17 protein-coding genes are annotated in these 22,037 nt (G+C 73.0%); 11 read left to right on the top strand and 6 right to left on the bottom strand.

The window, feature by feature from the left end; translation table 11 throughout:
• The first annotated feature begins 20 nt into the window (after positions 1–20).
• The gene (locus tag AB0F62_RS33690; protein ID WP_361808226.1) at positions 21–587 is read left to right on the top strand and encodes a hypothetical protein; all 567 of its coding nucleotides are present in this window, start codon (positions 21–23) and stop codon (positions 585–587) included.
• A gap of 46 nt (positions 588–633) precedes the next feature.
• On the opposite strand, the gene AB0F62_RS33685 is transcribed toward AB0F62_RS33690, so the two are convergent.
• The gene (locus tag AB0F62_RS33685; RefSeq protein WP_361808223.1) at positions 634–1,146 is read right to left on the bottom strand and encodes a quercetin 2,3-dioxygenase; all 513 of its coding nucleotides are present in this window, start codon (positions 1,144–1,146) and stop codon (positions 634–636) included.
• A gap of 161 nt (positions 1,147–1,307) precedes the next feature.
• Between AB0F62_RS33685 and AB0F62_RS33680 the strand changes: the two genes are divergently transcribed.
• Positions 1,308–1,547, top strand: a complete 240-nt coding sequence (locus AB0F62_RS33680; protein ID WP_361808220.1) for a hypothetical protein — start codon at positions 1,308–1,310, stop codon at positions 1,545–1,547.
• A gap of 206 nt (positions 1,548–1,753) precedes the next feature.
• Here AB0F62_RS33680 and AB0F62_RS33675 read toward each other — a convergent pair whose 3' ends face one another.
• Positions 1,754–2,809: a multicopper oxidase domain-containing protein gene (locus AB0F62_RS33675; RefSeq protein ID WP_361808244.1), complete on the bottom strand. Its 1,056-nt coding sequence runs from the start codon at positions 2,807–2,809 to the stop codon at positions 1,754–1,756.
• A 200-nt stretch (positions 2,810–3,009) separates the two neighbouring features.
• On the opposite strand from AB0F62_RS33675, the gene AB0F62_RS33670 reads away from it, so the two are divergent.
• The 3 genes from AB0F62_RS33670 to AB0F62_RS33660 all read left to right on the top strand — a co-directional run bounded on the left by AB0F62_RS33670 (position 3,010) and on the right by AB0F62_RS33660 (position 8,943).
• A complete protein-coding gene (locus AB0F62_RS33670) occupies positions 3,010–5,499 on the top strand; it encodes a ThuA domain-containing protein (protein ID WP_361808217.1) in 2,490 nt (829 codons plus the stop codon).
• Positions 5,500–5,546: 47 nt separating this feature from the next.
• Positions 5,547–7,709 carry a family 16 glycoside hydrolase gene (locus tag AB0F62_RS33665; RefSeq protein ID WP_361808241.1) on the top strand — a complete coding sequence of 721 codons (2,163 nt, stop codon included), beginning with the start codon at positions 5,547–5,549 and terminating at the stop codon, positions 7,707–7,709.
• 205 nt (positions 7,710–7,914) lie between these two features.
• Positions 7,915–8,943 carry an endonuclease/exonuclease/phosphatase family protein gene (locus AB0F62_RS33660; RefSeq protein ID WP_361808214.1) on the top strand — a complete coding sequence of 343 codons (1,029 nt, stop codon included), beginning with the start codon at positions 7,915–7,917 and terminating at the stop codon, positions 8,941–8,943.
• Between the two features lie 240 nt (positions 8,944–9,183).
• Here the strand turns inward: AB0F62_RS33660 and AB0F62_RS33655 are convergent, their stop codons facing one another.
• On the bottom strand, positions 9,184–10,062 hold the full coding sequence (locus AB0F62_RS33655; RefSeq protein ID WP_361808211.1) for a helix-turn-helix transcriptional regulator: 879 nt from the start codon (positions 10,060–10,062) through the stop codon (positions 9,184–9,186).
• Positions 10,063–10,239: 177 nt separating this feature from the next.
• Between AB0F62_RS33655 and AB0F62_RS33650 the strand changes: the two genes are divergently transcribed.
• Positions 10,240–11,175 (top strand): alpha/beta hydrolase, encoded by a 936-nt coding sequence (locus AB0F62_RS33650; protein ID WP_361808208.1) that lies wholly within the window; start codon positions 10,240–10,242, stop codon positions 11,173–11,175.
• 33 nt (positions 11,176–11,208) lie between these two features.
• Here the strand turns inward: AB0F62_RS33650 and AB0F62_RS33645 are convergent, their stop codons facing one another.
• Both AB0F62_RS33645 and AB0F62_RS33640 read right to left on the bottom strand, forming a co-directional pair.
• Complete coding sequence (locus AB0F62_RS33645) at positions 11,209–11,931, bottom strand: response regulator transcription factor (RefSeq protein WP_361808205.1); 723 nt, start codon at positions 11,929–11,931, stop codon at positions 11,209–11,211.
• A gap of 32 nt (positions 11,932–11,963) precedes the next feature.
• The gene (locus AB0F62_RS33640; protein ID WP_361808202.1) at positions 11,964–13,160 is read right to left on the bottom strand and encodes an ATP-binding protein; all 1,197 of its coding nucleotides are present in this window, start codon (positions 13,158–13,160) and stop codon (positions 11,964–11,966) included.
• A 235-nt stretch (positions 13,161–13,395) separates the two neighbouring features.
• On the opposite strand from AB0F62_RS33640, the gene AB0F62_RS33635 reads away from it, so the two are divergent.
• From AB0F62_RS33635 to AB0F62_RS33620, 4 genes are all read left to right on the top strand, one after another.
• On the top strand, positions 13,396–14,184 hold the full coding sequence (locus AB0F62_RS33635; protein ID WP_361808199.1) for an ABC transporter ATP-binding protein: 789 nt from the start codon (positions 13,396–13,398) through the stop codon (positions 14,182–14,184).
• 38 nt (positions 14,185–14,222) lie between these two features.
• Positions 14,223–16,751 carry an ABC transporter permease gene (locus tag AB0F62_RS33630; protein WP_361808196.1) on the top strand — a complete coding sequence of 843 codons (2,529 nt, stop codon included), beginning with the start codon at positions 14,223–14,225 and terminating at the stop codon, positions 16,749–16,751.
• A gap of 408 nt (positions 16,752–17,159) precedes the next feature.
• The gene (locus AB0F62_RS33625; RefSeq protein ID WP_361808193.1) at positions 17,160–18,185 is read left to right on the top strand and encodes an ADP-ribosylglycohydrolase family protein; all 1,026 of its coding nucleotides are present in this window, start codon (positions 17,160–17,162) and stop codon (positions 18,183–18,185) included.
• A 177-nt stretch (positions 18,186–18,362) separates the two neighbouring features.
• Positions 18,363–19,172, top strand: coding sequence for an SDR family NAD(P)-dependent oxidoreductase (locus AB0F62_RS33620; RefSeq protein ID WP_361808190.1), 810 nt, complete (start codon positions 18,363–18,365; stop codon positions 19,170–19,172).
• An 85-nt stretch (positions 19,173–19,257) separates the two neighbouring features.
• Here the strand turns inward: AB0F62_RS33620 and AB0F62_RS33615 are convergent, their stop codons facing one another.
• Positions 19,258–20,403, bottom strand: a complete 1,146-nt coding sequence (locus AB0F62_RS33615) for a hypothetical protein (RefSeq protein WP_361808187.1) — start codon at positions 20,401–20,403, stop codon at positions 19,258–19,260.
• A gap of 332 nt (positions 20,404–20,735) precedes the next feature.
• Here AB0F62_RS33615 and AB0F62_RS33610 point away from each other — a divergent pair, with 332 nt between their 5' ends.
• On the top strand, positions 20,736–21,755 hold the full coding sequence (locus AB0F62_RS33610) for a DJ-1/PfpI family protein (RefSeq protein ID WP_361808184.1): 1,020 nt from the start codon (positions 20,736–20,738) through the stop codon (positions 21,753–21,755).
• Positions 21,756–22,037: the final 282 nt, after the last annotated feature.

Genomic DNA, 22,037 nt, shown 5'->3' with positions numbered 1-22,037 from the left:
AACAGCAGCCGGGAGAGTCCTTGTCGGGTGAACGTGTCACCGTCTGCCTGCCGGCGTCGGCCGGTTCGGACGTGCGCGCCGCGGTGGCGGCCGCCGTGGCGCCCTACGACAGGAACTCCAACACGGAGCCCTACCAGGGCGAGTGGGACACATGGTGTCTGGGCGGACCGGGCGCGGAGTTCACCGTGCTCGCCGGGCACGAGGGCGATCCTCGGCTGATCAGGGAACCCGTCGGCCCCCGTGGTGAGACACGCCGCCGGCAGCCCTCCCTGTGCGACGGCGGCCCCCGCGGCCTGCTCGACTTCACCTCCATGCGTGTCGACGCCGCAGCGAGGGCCGAGCGCGCCTGGCGCGAGCGCGACGACTTCGCCGCCGCCTCACTCGAGCACGACCTGCCCGCCTACTACCGGTTGGAAGCCAAGTGGGCCGTACCCACGGAGCACCTGCTCACCCTGGACGGCATCTGGACGGACGGATCGGATCCCTCTCGGCCCGGTTATGGCAACGACTACCTGTCCTTCGCCAACGCCTACCTCGACGACCTGCCGCCGGACGTCCTGGTCGTACATCTGCGAATCCGCTGCTGACACCGCGGCCGGGGCCGGCGCCCCGGGCCGCTTCGCGGGACGGCGCTCAGGGAAGCATGATCGTTTTGGACCGCCGGATCACCTGCTCGGCGCGGGCCTTCATGTCGTCGCTGATCGGCGGCGGCGTCTCACCGGGGCGGGCGGGCGTGCTGTGGTCCAGCATGAGCTGCTCCAGGCCGGGCGGCGTGTAGATGAACAGCAGCCTCGCGGCGTGAATGCGCCTGTTCCTGAAGCCGTGCCGGATCCCCTTGGGGACATGGATGAAGTCTCCCGCCACGGCGGTGAACTCGTGGTCGCCGTCGATGAACTCCAGTTCACCGTCGAGGACGTAGAAGGTCTCGTCCTCCTCCGTGTGCGCATGCGGGATCGGGCCACCCCCGGCCGGAACGGTGGCCTCGACGAATCCCAGGCTCCCGTTGGTCTGGGCGCCCGTGGCCTTGACCGTGTAGACGTCGTCGGCGGCCCAGACGGTCGGGCCCTGGCCGGACGGCACGAAGAGCGCGCCGCGCTTGTTCCAGGCCGGATCGTCGGGGGCTACGTCGTTCAGCAGAAAACTCATCTTGCCTCCAGTGCGTTGTACGACGCCGCGACGCCGCGTGGCGCTCCGTCCGGAACTCGATACTTGACCAGTCAAGCATATAAGGTGCCGGACGAGGACTCCGGGACTCAGGTCCGGCGTCCCCCGGCGGGCGTGGACCGGGGACCGGTCCCCCGGCGGCGGTGCCGGCTCAGTACGGCGCCCACCGGGCGGTCGTCGGCCACGAGGACCTGGTGCGGGCCGTCGCAGCGGAGGTGGCCACGGCCGACGAGCGGCCGTCCCGGGTGGAGCAGGTCCGGTGCCGGCGGGTGCTGGACGCCGACCGGGTCGCCGACAGCGACGAGTTGACGCCGACGATCAAGACGCGGCGCTCGCGGATGGCCGAGATGTACGCGGGGATCGTCGACGCCCTCCACCGGTGACGCCCCGGGGGCCGCACCGGCACTCCCGGGGCCCCGCCGCCGCGGAGCCCCGGGAGCGGCCGCGCCACCACCCCTGCGGTGCGCGTGCCGTCGGCCGGCGTGCCCGGCGAACACGCCGGCCGGCCGTGGCATCCCGTCGGCTCGCGGGTGGCCGCGGCAGGCCGTCCCGCGGGCGGCCCCGCCCCGCGCCCCCCGCGAGTCGGGCGTCAGCCTCCGTGATGGGCGTGCTCCCCCGCGGAGCCGCTCTCCGCGCTCTTCGCGCCCTTCTTGCCCTCGGCGGGCTTCGCCGCGCCCGCCGGGTGGTCCGGGTGGTGCGGCTCGTGGCCCGGGATCGTGCCGTCCGGCTTGGCCACCAGGAACAGACCGGCCATTCCCATGTCGGAATGGCTCTGGACGTGGCAGTGGTACATCCACGCGCCCGCGCCCACGTGTTCGCCCGCGATGATCTGGAAGCCGAAGGAGTCCGCCGGTCCGGTGATCTTGTTGTCGATCACCCGGCTGGGGTCGTCGGGCCCGGTCAGCAGGCCCGTCCGGTTGTCGGCCCAGCGATGACCGTGCATGTGGAAGGTGTGGTAGTACTCGCCGTGCGTGATCATGATGATCTCGACCCGGTCGCCCACCGTCGCCTCGAAGTTCGGGGTGTCGGCGGAGGGTCTGTTGTTGATCGTCATGTCGTTGAAGACGATGGTGAACTGCTTGTCCGGCAGGATGTCGCCCTTCCTGCGCACGACGACCGGCCCGTAGAGGCCCTTGCGGATGCCGCCCGTCCCGTGGTCCGTGCCGACGACGTGGTCGTGGTAGTGCCAGTACCCCGCGCTCCCCGCCCGCCAGGTGCCGTCCTTGCGCCGGCCGGGGGCGTGGGTGCGCCAGGTGTACGTCCGTGTGCCGCCCGGCTCCACATGGCTGCGGCTCATCCGGGTGCCGTCGCTGGCGATGTCGTAGTCCACGCCGTGGACATGGAGGCTGGCGTCCACGTCCGCGGTGTTCTCGAACTCGATGTGCAGCGTGTCGCCTTCGATCAGTTCGATCAGCGGGCCCGGCACGGTGGCCTTGCCCTTCTCCAGGCCGTACCCCATCCGACCGTTCGGCAGGGTCTCGGCGTAGAGCTTGAGGTGGCGGACCTGGCCGCCGGCGGGTGCGGTGGGCGGCGAGGGCTCCGCGGACGAGGCCGCGGGGGCGGACGCCATCGACAACGATGTCGTCCCGGCGGCGGCTACCACGCCACCCGCCAGCAGCCGCCGGTTGAAGCTCCTTCTGTCCAATGCCATACCGGTCTCTCCAGTGCCGTGAGGAGACGGTGGGGCGCGAGAGTCCCCGGGGACGGCCACACGGTAGACCAGCACCCCCTGTTTATCCACACTCGGGACAAAGTTGGTGAGATTCCGTCCATAGCTATTGGCGGACCGTCAAAAGCCGTCTAGCTTCAGGCGCTGTTGCTGTGACCTACGAGGGTGGGTGAACCATGCAGAGCGCACCACATCACCGGTCGAGATCCCGGAGAGGCGCGGCCGCGGTCCTGGTGGCCGGGACCATGGCGGCATCCCTGCTGGGCGGGAACGCCGCCTCGGCCAGACCGTATCCGGAGCCGGAGTCGACGGCGCCGACAACGTTATCCTTACCGTCCCCACCGGGCGGCAAGAACGTCAAGGTCCTGGTGTTCCACGCATCCGCGACCGAGGAGTCGCCGACCGTCGACGCCGGTATCGAGGCGATCGAGGCGATCGGCCTGTCCGGTCCCGCCGCGCAGCGGTTCAAGACCGTGGCGACGGACGACGCCGGGGTCTTCACCAACGCGAAGCGGCTGGGCACCTTCAACGCCGTCGTCTTCCTGACCGGCGGCGGCGACGTGCTCGACCCCGAGCAGGAGGCCGGCCTCGAGTCGTATCTGGAGGCCGGCGGCGGCTTCCTCGGCATCCACGACGCGGCCAGGACCGAACCGTACTCCGACTGGTTCACCGGCCTGATCGGCGCGCGGCCCGCGGCGACCAGCCCGGCCGGGGTGCAGCGCGCCACCGTCGAGGTCCCCGACCGGGTCAATCCGGCCACCCGGAATCTGCCGGTGGAGTGGAAGCGCCCCGACAAGTGGCTCAACTGGTCGAGCAACCCGACCGGCAAGGTGCACACCGTCGCCAGGGTCCGGGAGAGCAGCTACCAACCGGGGGCCGGCGCCAACGGCGCCGACCACCCCGTCTCCTGGTGCCGTGACTACGACGGCGGCCGGTCCTTCTACACCGGGATGGGCGGTACCGCGGAGTCGTTCGCCGAGACCGACTTCCGCGACCATCTGCGCGGCGCCCTCCAGTGGACGACCCGGCTCTCGCGCGCCGACTGCAAGGCGACCATCGACGCCAACTACAGCGCGGTGAAGGTCACCCAGCCCAACCAGCCCGGGCAGCAGGACCAGATCGGCGAGCCGCACGGCCTGGTCGTGGCCCCCGACGGGCGCGTGCTGTACATCGGCCGGGGCGGCGGCGCGAACGGCGCGCCCGTCGTGACCGACTGGAACAGCCCCGACATGGGCAAGGGCCTCGGCCAGATCCACGTCTACGATCCGGCGACCAAGAAGGTGACGCTCGCGGGCGCGCTGACCGTCTTCGGCAACAAGGGCGGCGGCGACGAACTCACCAAGGTCGAGGAGGGGCTGCTCGGCATCGAACTGGACCCCGCCTTCGAGACCAACGGCTGGGTGTACCTCCACTACACCCCGCACTCCGGCCTCGACCGCGACAAGCACGTCGCGCAGCGGCGCGTCTCCCGCTTCACGCTGGACCTCGCCTCGAACACGCTGGACCCGGCCTCCGAGAAGGTCCTGCTCACCTGGCCCGTCCAGGTGCACAGCTGCTGCCACGCCGGCGGCGGGATGGCCTGGGACTCCAAGGGCAATCTCTACATCGCCACCGGTGACAACAACTCGTCCGGCTTCAGCGGCGGTTACTCGGGCAACAACCCGGAGCCCGCCTTCAAGGGCCTGTCCTTCGCGGACGCCCGCCGTACGGCCGGCAACACCAACAACCTCAACGGCAAGATCCTGCGCATCCACCCGGAACCCGACGGCACGTACACCCTGCCCGCGGGCAACCTCTTCACGGGCCAGGAGCAGGACGAGGGCGGCGACAAGACCCGCGGCGAGATCTACGTCATGGGCGTGCGCAACCCGGCCCGCATCTCCGTCGACAAGAAGACCGACATCCTCTACGCGGGCTGGGTCGGACCCGACGCGGGCTCGCCGAGCACGACCTGGGGACCGGCGAAGTACGACACGTTCGCCGCGATCACCAAGGCCGGCAACCACGGCTGGCCGTTCTGCATGGGCAACAAGCAGCCCTACCGCGACCGCAACCTGCCGGACCCGGGCAAGCCGCTGGGCTGGTACGACTGCGACGCCCCCAAGAACGAGTCGCCCAACAACGACGGCCTGGTGAACCTCCCGCCCATCACCGGCAACACCATCTGGTACTCCCCGCAGGGCGGCGCACCCGACTTCCCCCGGGATGCCAACGGGATTCCCAGCTACAAGAACGAGGAGGCCCGATACCTCCTGCCGTGGCTCAAGGGCGGCGGCCAGGCGACCATGGACGGCCCGGTCTACCGCTACGACGCGGCGACCGCCGGCGCCGAGGCGTGGCCGCGGTACTGGGACGGCAAGTGGTTCGTCGGCGACTTCTACGACGCGGACAACCCGCGCCACGCGGTGCTGACCGACCCCAAGACCGTCGGCAAGGGCGGACTGCCCGTCACGGCCGAGTCGCTGAAGAAGATCATCCCGGTCGGCCAGGGCGGCATCCGCAACCTCATGGACTGGAAGTTCGCGCCGGACGGCTCGCTCTACGTCCTCGACTACGGGCGCGGCTTCTTCACCTCCGACTCCCAGTCCTCGCTGTGGCGTGTGACGTACAAGGGCGGCGAGGCCACTCCCGCCGCGACGGATCTGGCCAGGAAGGCGGAACAGTGAGACAGCGACCCCCACGCCTGTGGTCCGCCCTGCTGGGCGCGCTCCTGATGGTGCTCGGGCTCACCTCGACGGCGGCGTACGGGCGTTCCGACGACCGTGCGGCCGACGGCACCGCGGCCGCGGCCCAGGTGCTCACCTGGACGGCGAGCTCGCGCACCGACCGGTACACCGGCTTCCCGACGACGGCGGTGGCCGGCCCGGCGACACTCGTCTTCGAGAACAGCGCGGCGACCGGCAATGACATCGGCATGCCGCACACGCTGACCTTCGACGTGTCGGACCCCGAGTACAACCACGACGTGCCGATCAACATCCTGGCCAACCCCAATGACGACAGCGGCGGCAGGCACAGCGTCGACGTGACCCTCACCCCGGGCCGCTACCGCTTCTTCTGCAGCATCCCCGGCCACGGCCAGATGCAGGGGATCCTGACGGTGACCGAGCCCGGGAACCAGGACACCACCGCGCCCACCACGGCGGCCGAGGTGACGGGTCAGAAGAACGCCGACGGCGCCTACGTCGGCTCCGCCACGGTCACGGTGACGGCCGCCGACGACGGCTCCGGCGTCAAGACCGTCGAGTACGCGGTCGGCGCGGACGGCCCCTGGCAGGCCTACACCACCCCGGTCGTCGTCGACCGGGTCGGCTCCCACACCATCCGCTATCGCGCCGCCGACCAGGCGGGCAACACCGCGGCGGAGAAGACCGTCGCCTTCGAGGTGGTCGCGCCGCCGACCGACGACACGACCCCGCCGGAGACCTCGGCGACGGTGAGCGGCGAGAAGGACGAGGCGGGCGACTACCTGACGATGGCCACGGTCACCGTCACCGCCTCGGACACCGGCTCGGGCGTCAACACCATCGAGTACGCGATCGGGGCGAGCGGCGCCTGGCAGCCGTACACCGCGCCGGTGATGGTGCACCAGCTCGGTGACCACACCGTCCGCTACCGCGCGACCGACAAGGCGGGGAACGCGGCGGCCGAGAAGTCCGTCGCCTTCACCGTCGTGGCACCGCCCACGCAGGACACCACCGCGCCGGAGACCTCGGCGACGGTGACCGGCACCAAGAACTCGGGCGGCGCGTACGTCACGAGCGCCAAGGTCACCCTCACCGCGACCGACGAGGGCTCCGGTGTGGACCGTACCGAGTACTCCCTGGACGGCGGCCCGTACCTCGCGTACACCACTCCCGTCATCGTCGACCGGATCGGCTACCACACGCTGGCGTACCGGGCGACGGACATGGCGGGCAACACCTCCGCGGCCCGGCAGGTGGCCTTCACCATCGCGCAGGGCGGCGGTGTTCCGGCGCCCGACTGCCCCGAGTACGACGAGCGGCTGACGGTCATCGTGGGCGCGGTCGACTCGGGCGTGCCGAACCGGCTCACCCGCAGCCGCTGCACGATCAACGAGCTGATCGAGGACGAGAAGGACTGGTCCTCGCACGCGCTGTTCCTCAAGCACGTCGACGGCGTCCTCGACAAGCTGCTCGCGGACAACGTCATCGACCAGCGCGAGTTCAACAAGATCACCAAGGCGGCCAAGCAGTCGAAGATCGGCAAGCCCGGCCAGACGGAGGGCTACCGCGATCTGTTCGATGGCACGGAGGCGTCCCTGGCCAAGTGGGAGCAGGTCGGCGGCGGCCGGTTCACGCTCTCCGGCGAGGGCGCCATCACCAGCAGCACGACGGTGCCGGGCATGGGCATGCTGTGGTTCCCGGAACGCAAGTACGGCGACTTCTCGCTGAAGCTCCGGTTCCGCGACGACGCCCCGGGCACGGGCAACGCCAACGGCGGGGTCTTCATCCGCTTCCCGAACGTCCACGACCACCCCGAGGAGTCCCGCCCCGAGTGGGTCGCCATCAACTACGGGCACGAGCTGCAGATCCTCGACCGCCCGGACGGCGACATGTACAAGACAGGCTCGGTCTACGGCTTCGACCGGGTGGGCCTGGGCGCTGCGGGGGTGACCCCGAAGGGCACCTGGAACGACTACGAGATCCGCGCGGAGGGGCAGCATTTCACCATCCTGCGCAACGGTGTCGTGATCAATGACTTCGACAACGTGGGCGGGCAGGTCTTCACCCCGCCGCGCGCCGGGGACCCGGGCACCGACGGCCGGCGCTACGCCACCGGCTACATCGGCCTCCAGGTGCACAGCACGACGGACGTGATCTCCTACCGCGACATCCGCATCAAGGAGCTGTAGCCCGGGCGGCGCCCCGTGCGGGGCGCGCCGGGAGCGAGTGTGGGCCCTCACCGCGGCTGTGGTGAGGGCCCACACTGCCGTCCGCCGGACGCGCCCCGTGCGCACTGGTGAAGTCGGCCGGAACCGTACGTGCCCCCGCCGACGTCCCCGTACCGGAAACCGGTGATCACCGACTTCGCCGGGCGGGACTCCAGGGTGGGGACGGATGACGGGCACAGTTGCCGGCGCCGAGCGTGCCGCGGACCGGCGGCGGACACGCGGTCGCCGCGGGCGGAGGGGCGCCCTGGTGGGCTGCGGCGTCGTACTCGCCGTGCCCGCCGCCCTGCTCGTCGTCCGGCTGACGGGTCTCGACGCGGGAACCCCGCTGGCCGTACCGATGGTGCTCTTCCCCTATGCGGCCGTCCTCGCCGTGCTGACCCTGAGCGTGATGGTCGCGGTTCCCGCCCTGCGGTCGCGATGGGCCGTGGCCTTCGCCGCACTTCTCGTGGCCGCCCATGTGGCGCTGCTGCTGCCGCGGTTCGTGCCGGACGGCCGGGAAATCCCCGCGGACGTGCACGAGTTGCGGGTCGCCACCCTCAACACGGAGGGCGGGGGCGTCGATCCGGGGGCCGTGGTGGAACTGGTCCGCACCGAGCGGATCGATGTGCTGGCGGTGGAACAGACCCCCTCGGGCGGGCTGGACGCGCTCGACAGGGCGGGGCTGGACGAGCTGATGCCGTACCGGGAACTCCACCCGGAGTACGACTCCTCGATCTACTCGCGGCGCCCGCTGTCCCACGCCGGCACGACGCGACTGGACACCGCCTGGCCCCAGACCACCGCAGAAGTCGCCATCGGCGGACGCACGGTACGGCTCGTGGCCGTGCACACCTACTACCCCCTCGGGGACGCGCGCCGCTGGACACGGGACATGACGGCACTCACCGCCCTCGCCCGGAACGCCGGCCCGGACACCGTCTTCCTCGGCGACTTCAACGCCACCCTCGACCACACCCCGATGCGCAGGCTGCTGGCGGCCGGCCTCACCGACACCCACGCCGAACTCGGCCGCGGAGGGGCCCGCACCTGGCCGGTCGGACACTCCCTCGTCCCGCCGGTGATCCCACTCGACCACGTCCTGCACGGATCCGGCATCGCGGCGACCTCCGTCCACGAGCGGACCCTCCCGGGCACGGACCACCGCGCCGTCGTCGCCGGACTGGCGCTGCTGCCGGGCGGCGGCCGCGCCCGCTGACCGGAGCGCGGCGCGAACCACGGGGCCCGGAGCGCCGGATGGCGCGCCGGGCCCCGGGTAGCCAAGGGGGTGATGTGGCCGCCGTGTCCGCCCTCGTCGCGGGCCGCCGCGCCGCTGCCGTCGTCAGGCTCCCGACACCGCGGCCACCGCCCGGAGTTCGGGCGGATCGCCGCCCGGTCATGAGCACGCGCGGACGCCTCCGACGAGCGACGTCTCCGTCCCCTCCGGCATCGCGGCCGGTTACTCGCCGTGTCCTTCCGTCCGGGCCGCGCCCGGTTGCCCGGCCGTCCATGAGGTGAGGATCCGCAGTGCGTCGTGCGACGGGCTGCCGGGTTCGGCGGTCAGGACCATGAGGCGCTGCCCCGATCCGTCGGGGCTGCTCCAGGTGTCGCAGTCCAGCGTGAGGTCGCCCACCAGACGGTGCCGGTAGTGCTTGGTGCCGTAACCGGAGCTGATGACGCGGTGTTCGGCCCACCAGGTGCGGAAGTCGGCGTCCTGTACGGCCAGCTCGCCGACGAGCCGGGCGAGTTCGGGGTCGTGGGGGTCCGCGGCCGCCTCCATCCGCAGCGCGGCGACGGCGTCGCGGGCGTCGTGTTCCCACTGCCGGTGCAGACCCCGGACGGCGGGGTCCGTGAACAGCAGGTACACGTAGTTGCGCCGGCCCGGCGGGATCGAGGAGAAGTCGGTGTACAGGGCTGCCGCCGCGGTGTTCCAGGCCAGGACGTCCATGCGGGTGCCGAGCACCAGGGCGGGGGTCGCGGTGAGCTGGTCGAGCAGCCGCCGCACGGCGGGCCGTACGCGCTGCGCCGGCCGTCGACGGCCGGGGCGCGCGTCGGTCCTGCCGGCGAGCTCATAGAGGTACCGCTGCTGGTCGTCGTCGAGACGCAGTGCGCCCGCCAGGGTGGCGAGCGCGGATGCGGACGCCCTGACACGGCCCTGTTCCAGTCGCGTGTAGTAGTCGACGCTGATCGCCGCGAGCCGGGCGACCTCCTCGCGGCGCAGCCCCGCCACCTTGCGGGGAGCGTCCGTCTCCGGCAGACCGCATTCGCCCGGTGCCAGCTGTGCGCGGCGGGCCTTCAGGAAGGCCCCGAGGGCGCGGGGATCGGATGCCGGAGCCATGCCCTCCATTGTGACCCGCCCACCGGCCCGAGTGAGGGGGCAGGATCTTTCCCAGGCAGGAATCTGCCTCTTCCACCCCCTCTGAGCTGCGGCGATGGTGGATGCATGCCCGGCATGGTGCCGGGACCCGGAGCCCCTGATGAGCGGCTGCGGGAAGACCACGGAACGGAAAGATCCATGGCCGAGACCTCCGTCACCTCCGTCACCTTCGACAGCGCCGGCATCACGCTCGCCGGCCACCTCCACACCCCCGACGCCCCGGCGGCAGGGCCCCGTCCGGCGATCGTCGTCGGGCACCCCGGGAGCGGGGTGAAGGAACAGGCCGCCGGGCTGTACGCGCGACACCTGGCCGAGCGGGGCTTCGTCACGCTCGCCTTCGACGCGGCCTACCAGGGCGCGAGCGGCGGCGAGCCCCGCGGCCTGGAGGATCCGGCCCAACGCGTCGAGGACGTCAAGGCCGCCGTGTCCTTCCTCACCACACGCGGCGAGGTCGACAGCGGCCGGATCGGAGCCCTCGGGATCTGTGCCTCCGGCGGCTATGTCCTGGCCGCGGCCGCCGGTGATCAGCGCATCAGGGCCGTCGGCACCGTGAGCGCCGCGGACATCGCCCGCCAGTTCCGCCTGGGGGCCGACGGAGCCCAGGACCCGGCCGTCTTCCAGGACATGCTCGGCGCCGCCGCCCGGGCACGCACCGCCGAGGCGCACGGCGAGGAGCCCGCGGTGCTCACCCTCTTCCCCGACACCGCCGAACAGGCGCGTACGCTCGGCGGGGACCACGGTGTCGAAGGCTTCGAGTACTACCGCACCCCGCGCGCCCGGCACCCCCGCTCGGGGAGCTTCCTCACGTGGGCCAGTGTCGACAGGATCGCGGCCTTCGACGCCTTCGCCGCCGTCCCGCTGATCGGCCCGCGGCCGCTGCTGATGATCGTCGGCGCCCGCGCCGTCACCTCCTGGATGAGCGTCGAGGCGTTCCAGCGCGCCACGGGGCCCAAGGAGATCCACTGGATCGACGGCGCCAGTCACGTCGACCTCTACGACCGGAAGCAGTACGTGGACCCCGCCGTCGACAAGCTCGCCGGGTTCTTCACCGGGAACCTGGGTGCCGCGGCCTGACAAGGGCCGCGGCGCGCTCCGCCCCGCCCGCGGTCAGCCCCGGTCGCCGGTGCAGATGCCGTTCTCCCAGGCCCAGGCGGCGATCTCGACCCGGTTGCGGGCCGCGAGCTTGCGCTGGACGTTGCCGAGGTGGGTCTTGACCGTGGACAGGGTGACGTACAGCTCGGCGGCGAGCTCCTCGTTGGTACGGCCGCGTGCGACCAGGCGTACGACGTCGAGCTCACGCTGCGTCAGGGGTTCGGCCATTCCGCCGGAACCGGCTTTCGCGGACCGGAGCGGTCGGGCCTCGGAGGCGGCCGCACGCCGGTCGCGGGGCTGGAGCTGGTCGCGGGGCGCCATGTGGGCGAGCAGACGGACGGTCACCGAAGGGGAGATGAGGGCGTTTCCCGCCGCCGCGGCGCGTACCGCTTCGGTGAGCAGGCCCGGGGCGCCGTCTTTGAGGAGGAAGCCGCAAGCGCCGTTGCGCAGTGCGCGGTAGACGTACTCGTCCAGGTCGAAAGTGGTGGCGATCAGGACGTTCACGGGGTCCGGGACGCCGGGTCCGGCCAGGAGGCGGGTGGCTTCCAGCCCGTCCAGTTCCGGCATGCGGATGTCCAGGAGGCAGACGTCGGGCCGTATCCGTCGGGCCTGTTCCACGGCCGCCGCGCCGTCCGCCGCTTCGGCGACGACCCGCATGTCCGGCTGGGAGTCCAGGATCATGCGGAAGGCGGCGCGGACCATCTCCTGGTCGTCGGCGATGAGCACCCGGATCGTCATGCCGGACATGATCGCAGGCGGTGCACCGGCCGTCAGCCGGCGGGGGAAGCAGCGTTCAGCGGGAGGGCGGCGCGCACGAACCAGCCGCCGCCGTCCCGCGGACCGGCCGTGGCGTGCCCGCCGATCGCCTCGACGCGTTCGGCCAGGCCGACCAGACCGTAACCGCGCCCGTCCGCCGTCTCACGTACCCCCGCGGTACCCCCTCGGCCGTCGTCGGTCACGGACACCTCCAGCCGGTCCGGGGCGCCGGACAGCAGGGCGACCCGCACCTCGACGCGGCCGGCTGCCGCGGCGTGCTTGCGCACATTGGTCAGTGACTCCTGTACGACGCGGTGGACGGCGGTGGTGATCTCGGGCGCGAGGCCGTGGTCGGCGAGCCGCGGATCGATGGTCAGGGCGGCGGGCGGTCCCAGGACGGAGAACTCGTCCGTGAGGTCCCGCAGCGTGCTCAGATCGGCCGTGGGACGCGTGGCGGCGGGCGCGGCGGCGTCCCGCAGGACGGAGACCATGGCGCGCATCGACCCCATCGCCTGCGATCCGACTCCCTCGATCTCCGCGAGCATCCGGTCGATTTCCTCCGGGGTCTGGGTGTGGCCGGCCGCGGCCGCGAAGCGCGCGGCCTTGGTCCGGGCGACGATCGCCGTGACGTGGTGTGCCACGAAGTCGTGGAGTTCGCGGGCGTGTTCCAGGCGCTGGGCCTGCCGGATGGCCTCGCGTTCCCGAGCGCGCAGCGCGTCGTACCACCGCAGGCAGAGCCCGAGCACCACGGCGAACGGCACCGCGAACACCGCGATCAGGCCGATCAGGGTGCCGAGGTTGGCGTCCCACTCGGCGATCCGCAGGGGAAGCGCCACGGCGGCCGGAGCCGCTCCCGCCGTGTGGAGGAGCGCCCTCGACGCCGGACGGCGCCGCACCGCGCGGGTGATCAGCAGCAGCAACGCGCACAACTCCACCATGCCCGGGGTGTTCTCCGGGCGCTGGGGCAACTGCGTCTCCACCGCGGTCAGGACGCACGAGGCGGCCGTGGCGAGGGCGGCCTGCCGCGCGAAACGGTGCTCCGGCACGACCAGCGCGGCCAGGCAGAGTATCCCGGAGACCACCGTCGCCACGGCCACCGGTGCGTAGGGCGCGTTCGCTCCCTCCAGCGTCACGAGGACCACCAGTGCGGTGCCGACAAGGCAGAGGACGGCCTGCCGGATACGGGACCAGGCGCGGAATGCGGAGATCATGGCAGGTCACGCTACGCCCGTGCCGCACCCGCCGCCTCGGCCATTCGACCGAGGCGGGCGGCGCCGGTTCGGCATTCCGGTGGATCCGCCGCGCCCCCGCCACATCGAAGGATCGGACCGCCACGGACGCCCCGGAGACCGCCGGCCGCGTCCTCCCCGCCGTGCGGTCGATCCCATGCGGTCGATCCCGCGGGGCGATCCGCCATTCCACGAGCACCCGCGCAGGAGCGAGACGATGAACCAGAGGACGGACACCCTCCCGGCCCCCGGCAGGCCGGGCACGGTGGTCGCCGCCGCCGACGGTCTGACCAAGGTCCACGGCGAGGGCGCGACCCGCGTCACGGCGGTGGACGGGGTGACGGCCCGTTTCCTGCGGGGCGAGTTCACCGCGATCATGGGGCCCTCCGGCTCCGGCAAGTCCACCTTCATGCACTGCCTGGCCGGACTGGACACCCCCACCTCCGGCACGGCGCGCATCGGCGAGACCGACCTGGGTTCGCTGAACGACGTCCAGCTGACCCGGATGCGGCGCGAGCGCGTCGGCTTTGTCTTCCAGGCCTTCAATCTGCTGCCCACCCTCACCGCCTGGGAGAACATCACCCTGCCGGGCGACCTCGCCGGGCTCGCCCCCGACCGGGCGTGGCTGACCGAACTCGTCGGGCTCCTCGGGCTGTCGGACCGGCTCGGTCACCGCCCCGCCCAACTGTCCGGCGGCCAGCAGCAACGGGTGGCCTGTGCCCGGGCCCTGGCCACCCGTCCGGCGATCGTCTTCGCCGACGAGCCCACCGGCAACCTCGACTCCCGCTCGGCAGCGGGGATCCTGTCCTTCCTGCGCTCCTCCGCCCGCGAACTGGGCCAGACGATCGTGATGGTCACCCACGATCCGGTCGCCGCCGCCCATGCCGACCGCGCCCTGTTCCTGGCCGACGGACGCCTCGTCCACGAGATGCCGGACCCGACCGCGGCCGGAGTGCTGGAGCAGATGAAGGCGTTCGACGTCGCGCGGCGAGTCGGCCGACCGTGACGACCCACCACCCGCCGATCCGCTCCCGGAGGCCGTCGATGTTCCGTGCCGCTGTCCGCACCCTGCGCTCCCACCGCCTGCGATTCGCGATGCCCGCCCTCGCCGTGCTCCTCGGCGTGGCCTTCGTGACCGGATCGCTGATCTACGGCGATTCCGTCGCCACGGCGCTGGCCGGCGCGCGGGCCAACTCCCAACCCGATGTGTCCGTCGAGGTCGCGGCGGATCCTTCCGCCCCTCCGCCGCCGGCCGGCTCCGCCGCGGGTGCCCCCCGGCTCGACGACGCGCTGCTCCGGCGGCTGCGCGCGCTGCCCGGCGCGGCCGCGGTCCGCGGCACTGTGGAGGGCCGCGCTTTCCTCGCCGGCGCCGACGGCACGCTGGCCGGCGATCTCTACCACTCCGCGGGCGTCAACTTCGTCCGCGGCCGTACGGGCGAGGACCCGCGCTACCCGCTCACCGCGGGCCGCGGCCCCCGGACCGCCGCGGAGGTCGCCGTCGAGAGGCGGGCCGCCGAGCGGGCCGGGTACCAGGTGGGCGACCGGGTGCGCGTCGTCGTCGACGGCACCGCCCGCTCCGCCCGGTTGGTGGGCGTCTTCACCGCCCGGGACACCCGGTCGGCGGCCGGCGGCACGCTCATCGCCTTCGACACCCGCACCGCGCGGGAGCGGTTCGCCCCCGCCGGGGGCGGCTACTCGGCGATCACCCTGACCGCGGCCGACGGCACGTCGCAGGCCCGGCTCGCCGCGGAGGCCCGGCCGTTGCTGCCCACCGGATTGCGGGCCGTGACGCGAGCGGACCTGGACGCCGAGGTGGCGGCCTCCGTCAGCGGCGATCAGAAGCTCACCCGACTCCTGCTGACCTTCGCCGGCATCGCCCTGTTCGTCTCCACGCTCCTGGTCGCCAACACCTTCACCATGCTCAGTGCGGCCCGCGCCCGCGAGCACGCCTTGCTGCGCGCACTCGGCGCCACCCGGCGGCATGTGCTGCGGATGGTCCTGGCCGAAGCCGCCCTGGTCGGAACGGCCGCCTCGGTCGGCGGGTACGGCCTGGGCATCGGTGTCGCGGCGCTGCTGAACGCGCTGTTCGGCGTCACCGAGGGAACCGGCGCCCCGTTGCGCGTCCTGTCCGTCGCGCCGCTCGTCGCGGCGTTCGCGGTCGGCATCGGCGTCACGGTGCTGTCGGCCTTCCTCCCGGCCCGCCGGGCGGCGGCCGTGCCGCCCGTGGCCGCGCTGCGCAGCGGTGAACCGCCCGCAGCCGCCTCGCTGCGCCGCCGCAACGTCGTCGGCCTGGTGGTCACCGCGTTCGGTGCCCTGCTGGTCGCGGCCGCCGTCGGCAGCCAGGACCTCCTCTTCGGCGCCGCACCCGTCCTCCTGATCGGGCTGATCGTCCTCACCCCCCTGATCGCCCTGGGCGTCACCGGAGTGCTGCGCGCCCCGCTCACCCGGCTGGCGGGCGTCCGCGGCAGGCTCGCCGTGGAGAACGCCCGCCGCAACCCCCGCCGTACGGCGGCCACCGCGACCACCCTCATGGTCGGTCTCACGGTGATCACCGCCGTCACCGTGGCCGTGGTCTCGGTGATCCGGATGGACGAGCAGGACGCCGACCGCCTCATGACCTCGGATCTGCGCATCACCGCCGTCGACTTCGGCGAGATCGGCGACGACACCGCCGCCCGCGTCGCACGGCTCGCGGACGCCGAGGCCGTCACCCCGGTCATCGGCACCTATCTCGACCTGTCCGGCGGCGACTCCGTGGCGGTGAACGGCGTCGACCCCGCCACCGTACGGCGTCTGGCGCCGCTTTCCGTGCGCGAGGGATCGCTGGACCGGCTCGACCACGGCGTGGCCGTCACCCGGCGGACGGCCGAACGCCGGCACTGGCGGCTCGGCTCCCGCGTCACGGGCACCCTCACCGATACGGGCACCAGGATCAGCCTCCCCGTCGTGGCGATCCACGACGGCACGGACACGCTGGCCCCCGTCCTCCTCTCCGACAGGGCACTGGCGCACACCGGCGGCGCCGCACGGCGGCCGACCGTCGAATCCGTGCTGGTCGACGCCGCCCCGGGCCGAACGGCCGCGCTGCAGCGAGAGATCCGGCGCACCCTGGACAACCCCGCACTCCTCGTCCAGGACCGCGACGACGCCCGGGCGGCCGCGTCCGCAAGGACCCGCCCGTTCCTGAACATCATGTACGCCATGCTCAGCGTCACCGTGCTGATCGGGGCCCTCGGAGTGGTCAACACCATGGGCATGGCCGTCTTCGAGCGCGTGCGGGAGATCGGCGTGCTGCGGGCCCTCGGCATGGACCGGCGGGGCATCGGCTCCCTGCTGCGGATCGAATCCGTGACCATCTGCCTCCTCGGCTCCGCACTGGGTCTCGTCGCCGGCACCGCGATCGGTGCGGCAGCCGTCCTCGGCCAGGAGGGCGTCCCCCTGGTCGTCCCGTGGGGCAGGGCGACGCTCTTCTTCCTCGTCACCGCCGCGATCGGCGCCCTGGCCTCCCTCTGGCCGGGCCGCCAAGCCGCGCGGATCCCGATGCTGAGGGCCATCGGTTCCGACGCCTCATGACGGGGCCACGAGGGGCGGCCACCGGCGCCGTCGTCCGCGAGAGGCCGCGTGGACACCCGCCCGGCAGGCGGTGATCCGAGCGCGGAGCCCGGCGCGCCGCGGGGTGCGCCGGGCTCAGGCCGGCTGCCCGGGGCCGCGGTTGGGGCACCGATCGGCTTCCGCGGAGCCGAGTTCGCCGGCCGCTGCCGCAGGCCGTCCGTATCCGTGCGGGATCGCCCAACCACCCCATAACGTCTCCTTGACGATAAGTGCGTGCCATGCCAGGCTGACGCGGCGTCCCAAGATCCTCCGATCGCCTTCTCCCCCACGCCCGCACCATCGCGATCGCTTCCGCCCGGGACGGCCACCGCCCGCACCACACCGCCCTTCCGGCCCGCCCGCAGGCCACCGCATCACAGGGAGACGCCCATGACGCGCACACCGAACCCGCACCTGGACGCCCGGGGCACCGACCGGGCCGCCGGGGTCCTGCTCGGCGCCGCCGTCGGCGACGCGCTCGGGGTGCCGTATGAGTTCAAGGCGACGCTCCGCGAGGATCAGCAGCCGCGGATGACCGGCGGAGGGCTCGGGCCGTACAAGCCGGGCGAGTACTCCGACGACACCCAGATGCAGGTCTGCATCGCCGAAGTGGCGGCGACCGGGGCGGATCTGCGCGCTCCGGAGGCGCTGGACGCGATCGCCGTCAACTTCCGGCGCTGGCGGAGCGAAGGCGCCAGCGACATCGGCGCCCAGACCCGCACCGTGCTGTACGCCGCCGGCCGCATGCCCGGATCCCCGGGTGAGGCGCTGCTGGAGGCCGCCCGCCAGTACACCGCCGGGCACCGGCTCACCGCGGGGAACGGCTCGTTGATGCGGACCGGGATCGTGGCCCTCGCCCACCTCGGCGACGCCGACGCCATGGCCGCGGCCGCCACCGCCGTCAGCGCGCTCACCCACCCCGACCCCGAGTGCGCCGACGCCTGCGTGCTGTGGTGCTCCGGCATCCGCACCGCGGTGCTGCACGGCACCTTCGACGGTGTCCGCGCCGGCCTGGACCTCCTGCCCGCGGAGCGACGGGACAGATGGGTGAAGCGGCTGGACGAGGCCGAGGCCCACCCGCCGCGGCACTTCTCCGGCAACCGCTGGGTCGTCGAAGCGCTGCAGGCGGCCTGGTCGGCCGTCACCAGTACGGCGGTCCCCGAGCCGGACCCGGTCGAGGGCGCCGTCCCCGCCCGGCATCTGCGCCTCGCCCTGGAGGCGGCGGTACGCGCCGGAACGGACACCGACACCGTCGCGGCGATCGCGGGCGCCCTGCTGGGCGCCCGCTGGGGCTGCTCCGCCATCCCGCGGGAATGGCGGCAGGCCGTGCACGGCTGGCCGGGCCTGACCGGGCCCGATCTGGTCCGGCTGGCCGTGCTCACCGCCCGGGGCGGCACGGGCGACACCGACGGCTGACCCACGGCGGCTCCCCCACCCCGCCGGGCGGGGAGGGGGCCGCGGGGCTGGCCGGCGCCGGCCACGTCCGGACCCCGGCCGGCGAGCCTCGCGGAGCGCCGCCGGCGACGGGCCACCACCATGGGGATACCGGGCCCGTTCACCAGGATGGGACCGGCCCGCCCTCGGAGGGTTCCCATGACCACCGACCACGCACCCGCCGCACTGATCACCGGAGCGTCCTCCGGGATCGGGCGCTCCTACGCCGAGCAACTGGCCCTGCGCGGATACGCACCGGTCCTCGTCGCCCGCCGCGCGGACCGGCTGGCCGAACTCGCCGAGGCCATCCACCGCGACACCGGCCTCGAAGCCACGGTCCTCGCCGCCGACCTCGCCGAGGAAGGCGGCCTCGCCCGGGTCGAACAGGCCGTCCTCGGCCACGACAGCCTCGCCGTCGTCGTGAACGCGGCAGGGCTGGGCGCTCTGGGTCCCCTCACACGGGTGGAACCCGCGGACCTGAACCGCCTCGTGGCGGTGAACGTCCTCGCCCTGACCCGCCTGTCCCGTGCCGCACTGCTCGCCTTCGGCGAGCGCGGCTCCGGCACCCTGATCAACATCTCCTCCATCGGCGCGTTCCACGCCCCGCCCGACGGCTCGGCCTACGGCGCCTCCAAGGCGTACGACCTGCACTTCTCCCGTGCCCTGCAGCGCGACGTCGAAGGCAGCGGCATCCGCGTCCAGGTCGTACTGCCCGGCCCCGTGCGCACCGAGTTCTTCGAGGCCTCGGGCATGGACGACTCGGTGTTCCCACAGGAGTCCTTCGTCGAGGCGGACGCCTTCGTCCGCGCCGCGCTCACCGGCCTGGACCTGGGCGAACTCGTCTGCATCCCGACCCTTCCCGACACCGCGGCGTGGGAGGACTCGGCCGCCCGCCAGCAAAGGCTGCGGGACGCCGCGGGGCTCCGCGGCGTCATCGCCGAGCGCTACCACCGGCCCGCCGACGGCTGACCGGCACTTCCGGCGGGCAGGCGCCCGCCACCCGCCCGCCCACGAAGGTGCGCGGATCAGGGTGCGCGTCATGCCTGACGGGCCTTCACCCCCGCTGCCGTCGCCGCGGAGCGTCCCGCAACCGAGTGCCGACCGCGATCATGTGGTGCATGACGGGGACGGGGATGAGGGGGTTGCGGACGGCCGTCTCCGCGCTCTGCGCATCGAGCAGGAGACCCACCAGCTCCTCGGGCGGCATGGCCGGGTTCAGCCACGCACGCCAACGCACCCCCATGTCGGCGTCGGCCGCAAGACGGACCACGGCCTCGGGTGCGAGCCGGCGGTCCTCGGCGGCGGCCCTGCGGACGATCTCGTGGGGATCGTGGCCGAACCGCTCGGCGAGCGCGCCGGTGGAAGCGGGGTCGTCGAGCGCGAGGGCCCGCAGGCGCGGATTGGGGTCGGTCGCGAAGCGCAGCAGGCCCTCACGGGGGAAGTTGGGGTGGTTGCGCGGCCGGCCGGGGAACGAGAAGCTCCCGTCCCACCACCCCGCCACCTCGAGGAGCATCTCGGGCGGGGCGTCGTCGCAGGACTCCGCGAGGAAGAGACGCACCACGCGGTCCTCGTCGCGAGCGAGGAGCTCCACCACGTCCGCGGGCAGGCGGGGTGCCCTCGCGACACTGCGGCGGACCAGCAGTTTGGGGGAACGCGCGAGCCGGCGCATGGCATCGGGGTCCGCGTGCAACGCGCCGACCCACCACAGGCCCGTCGTCATGTCCTCCGGGTCGATGTCGGGAACCTCGGAGACCATCACGGCGAGCTCCTCCGGTGTCGTCGGCGGCACGGCATCGGGGTGGGGCGCGCGCCCGACGCCCCGGCCGCCGCGCGAGAGCCGCCGGGCAGCCAGTCGTTCCTCGGCGAGCTCCGTCAACTGCTCACGCAGGTCCGGCTCGGGCGAGGCGGCGATGAGCCGGTCCCATTGGGCCGCGGAGAGCCGGCCGGCTTCCGCGGCACCGGCGCGCACCTGCCGTGACCGGTGGACGACCGCGGCGTCCACGACGCCCTCCGGCAGGTCGTCGCGCTCCAGGAAGCCGGTCTCACCGGCCTCCAGGAGCTCGATGAGTACCTCGGCGGGTGCCGCACGATTGAAGCCGAGCATGTAGTGCCACGCGAGACCCACGCGCCGCGCGATGTCGGTCGCCGAAGTCAATCTGGCCCAGGCCGCGCCGCTCGCGGCGGGATGTATCGCTGTCACCGGACGAAGCGTAGGGCCGGTGGCGAGTGGACCGCAGGGCAACGAATCCGCATGCGGGTTCGCGCCGCTCCCGACGAGCGGGCTGGGAGGCTGCGCCTCTCACAAGGGAGCCAAGCGGTCGTGGCATCGGCGCTGGTCACGGTCGCATGATGAACACGAGACAATGCGACGAACGGCGGTCCCTCGTCGGCCGTGAACCGTCCCCAGGTCCGGTGTCCGTCGGGCGGTCGGCTCGAGCCCGGCGCGGAACGCGGCGGCGCGCCGGTGGACCCGCTGTCGCCGGCACGCCATCGAGCCCGGTGTCCGCACCGGGCACGGCCCGGAGGCATCCGATGAACCACCAGTGCCCTGGAACGGGCCCGCTCGCCGTGACGGTCCTCGTCTTTCCGGGAGTGCGGCTGCTCGATGTGACCGGACCCATCGAGGTCTTCGCCTCGGCGAACGAGTTCGGCGGACGCTACCGGATACGCATCGCCTCCGAGAACGGAGCGGACGTGGTCACCGCGGCGGGGACCCGCCTCAGCGCCGACGTCTCCGTCGACGACATCGAGGAACCGTGCGACGTCCTGGTGATCCCGGGCGGTCCCGAATGGGAGACGCTGATCAAGGACGACGGGCTCCTCGACGTCGTCCGGCAGCTCAACGAGAAGGCCCGCTGCACCGCATCGGTGTGCACGGGAGCCTTCCTGCTGGCCGCGGCCGGACTTCTGGACGGCCGTCGCGCCGCCACGCACTGGCGGCACTCCTCGCAACTGGCCCAGCGCTTCCCGTCCGTGAGGGTCGAACCCGACGCCATCTTCGTGCGCGACGGGCGGATGATGACCTCGGCCGGGGTCACCGCGGGCATCGACCTGTCCTTGGCACTCGTCGAGGAGCACTACGGTGCCGAGGTTGCCCGGGCGATCGCCAAGGACATGGTCGTCTTCATGCAGCGACCGGGAGGCCAGTCCCAGTTCAGCGTGCACGCCCGCGCCCCGCACACCCGCCAGTTGATGCTCCGCCGGGTCCTGGAGGCGGTCGCCGAGGACCCCGGGGCGAACCACACGCTCTCGGCCATGGCCCGCAGGGCGGGCGTCAGCGTCCGGCACGTGACCCGGCTCTTCTACGACGAGGTGGGAACCACCCCGGCCCGTTATGTCGAACAGGTCAGGCTGGAGGCCGCCCAGGTGCTGCTGGAGACGGGCGACGACCCCATGCCGGTCGTCGCGCGACGCTCGGGGTTCGGTTCCCCCGAGTCCCTCCGCAGGGCGTTCGTGCGGCACCTCGGTGTGACGCCCGGTGCGTTCCGGGCCAGTTTCCGGACGACCGGCGTCGGCGCGGAAAGCGCGGAGTCCCGGACCGTCTCGCCGTAGCCGGGGCCACGGGGCCACGCGGCCACACGCACGCATCCCTGCCCGCATCGCTGCCCGCGGCACGCCCGCAGCACCGCGCCTCGTCGAACCGGCACACCGGAGACGAGCCGCGGAATCCCCTTGCCGCGCGGTCGCGGCAGCCCTCCACCCGGCTCCGGGCCGACGGCCCGGGTCCCGTACACCAACCGGGTGACCCCCGTCGCCGGCGTACGGTCCCGAAACGACCGGACACCCCTCGGACCGGGTCCGAGGGGTGTCCGGGGCGGCCGACGGCACGCCGGG

This window comes from Streptomyces sp. NPDC026673 (genome assembly GCF_040638135.1).
Classification (GTDB): domain Bacteria; phylum Actinomycetota; class Actinomycetes; order Streptomycetales; family Streptomycetaceae; genus Actinacidiphila.
The sequence above is the reverse complement of the archived record's forward strand: the minus strand, read 5'-3'. Positions and strand labels throughout refer to the sequence as shown.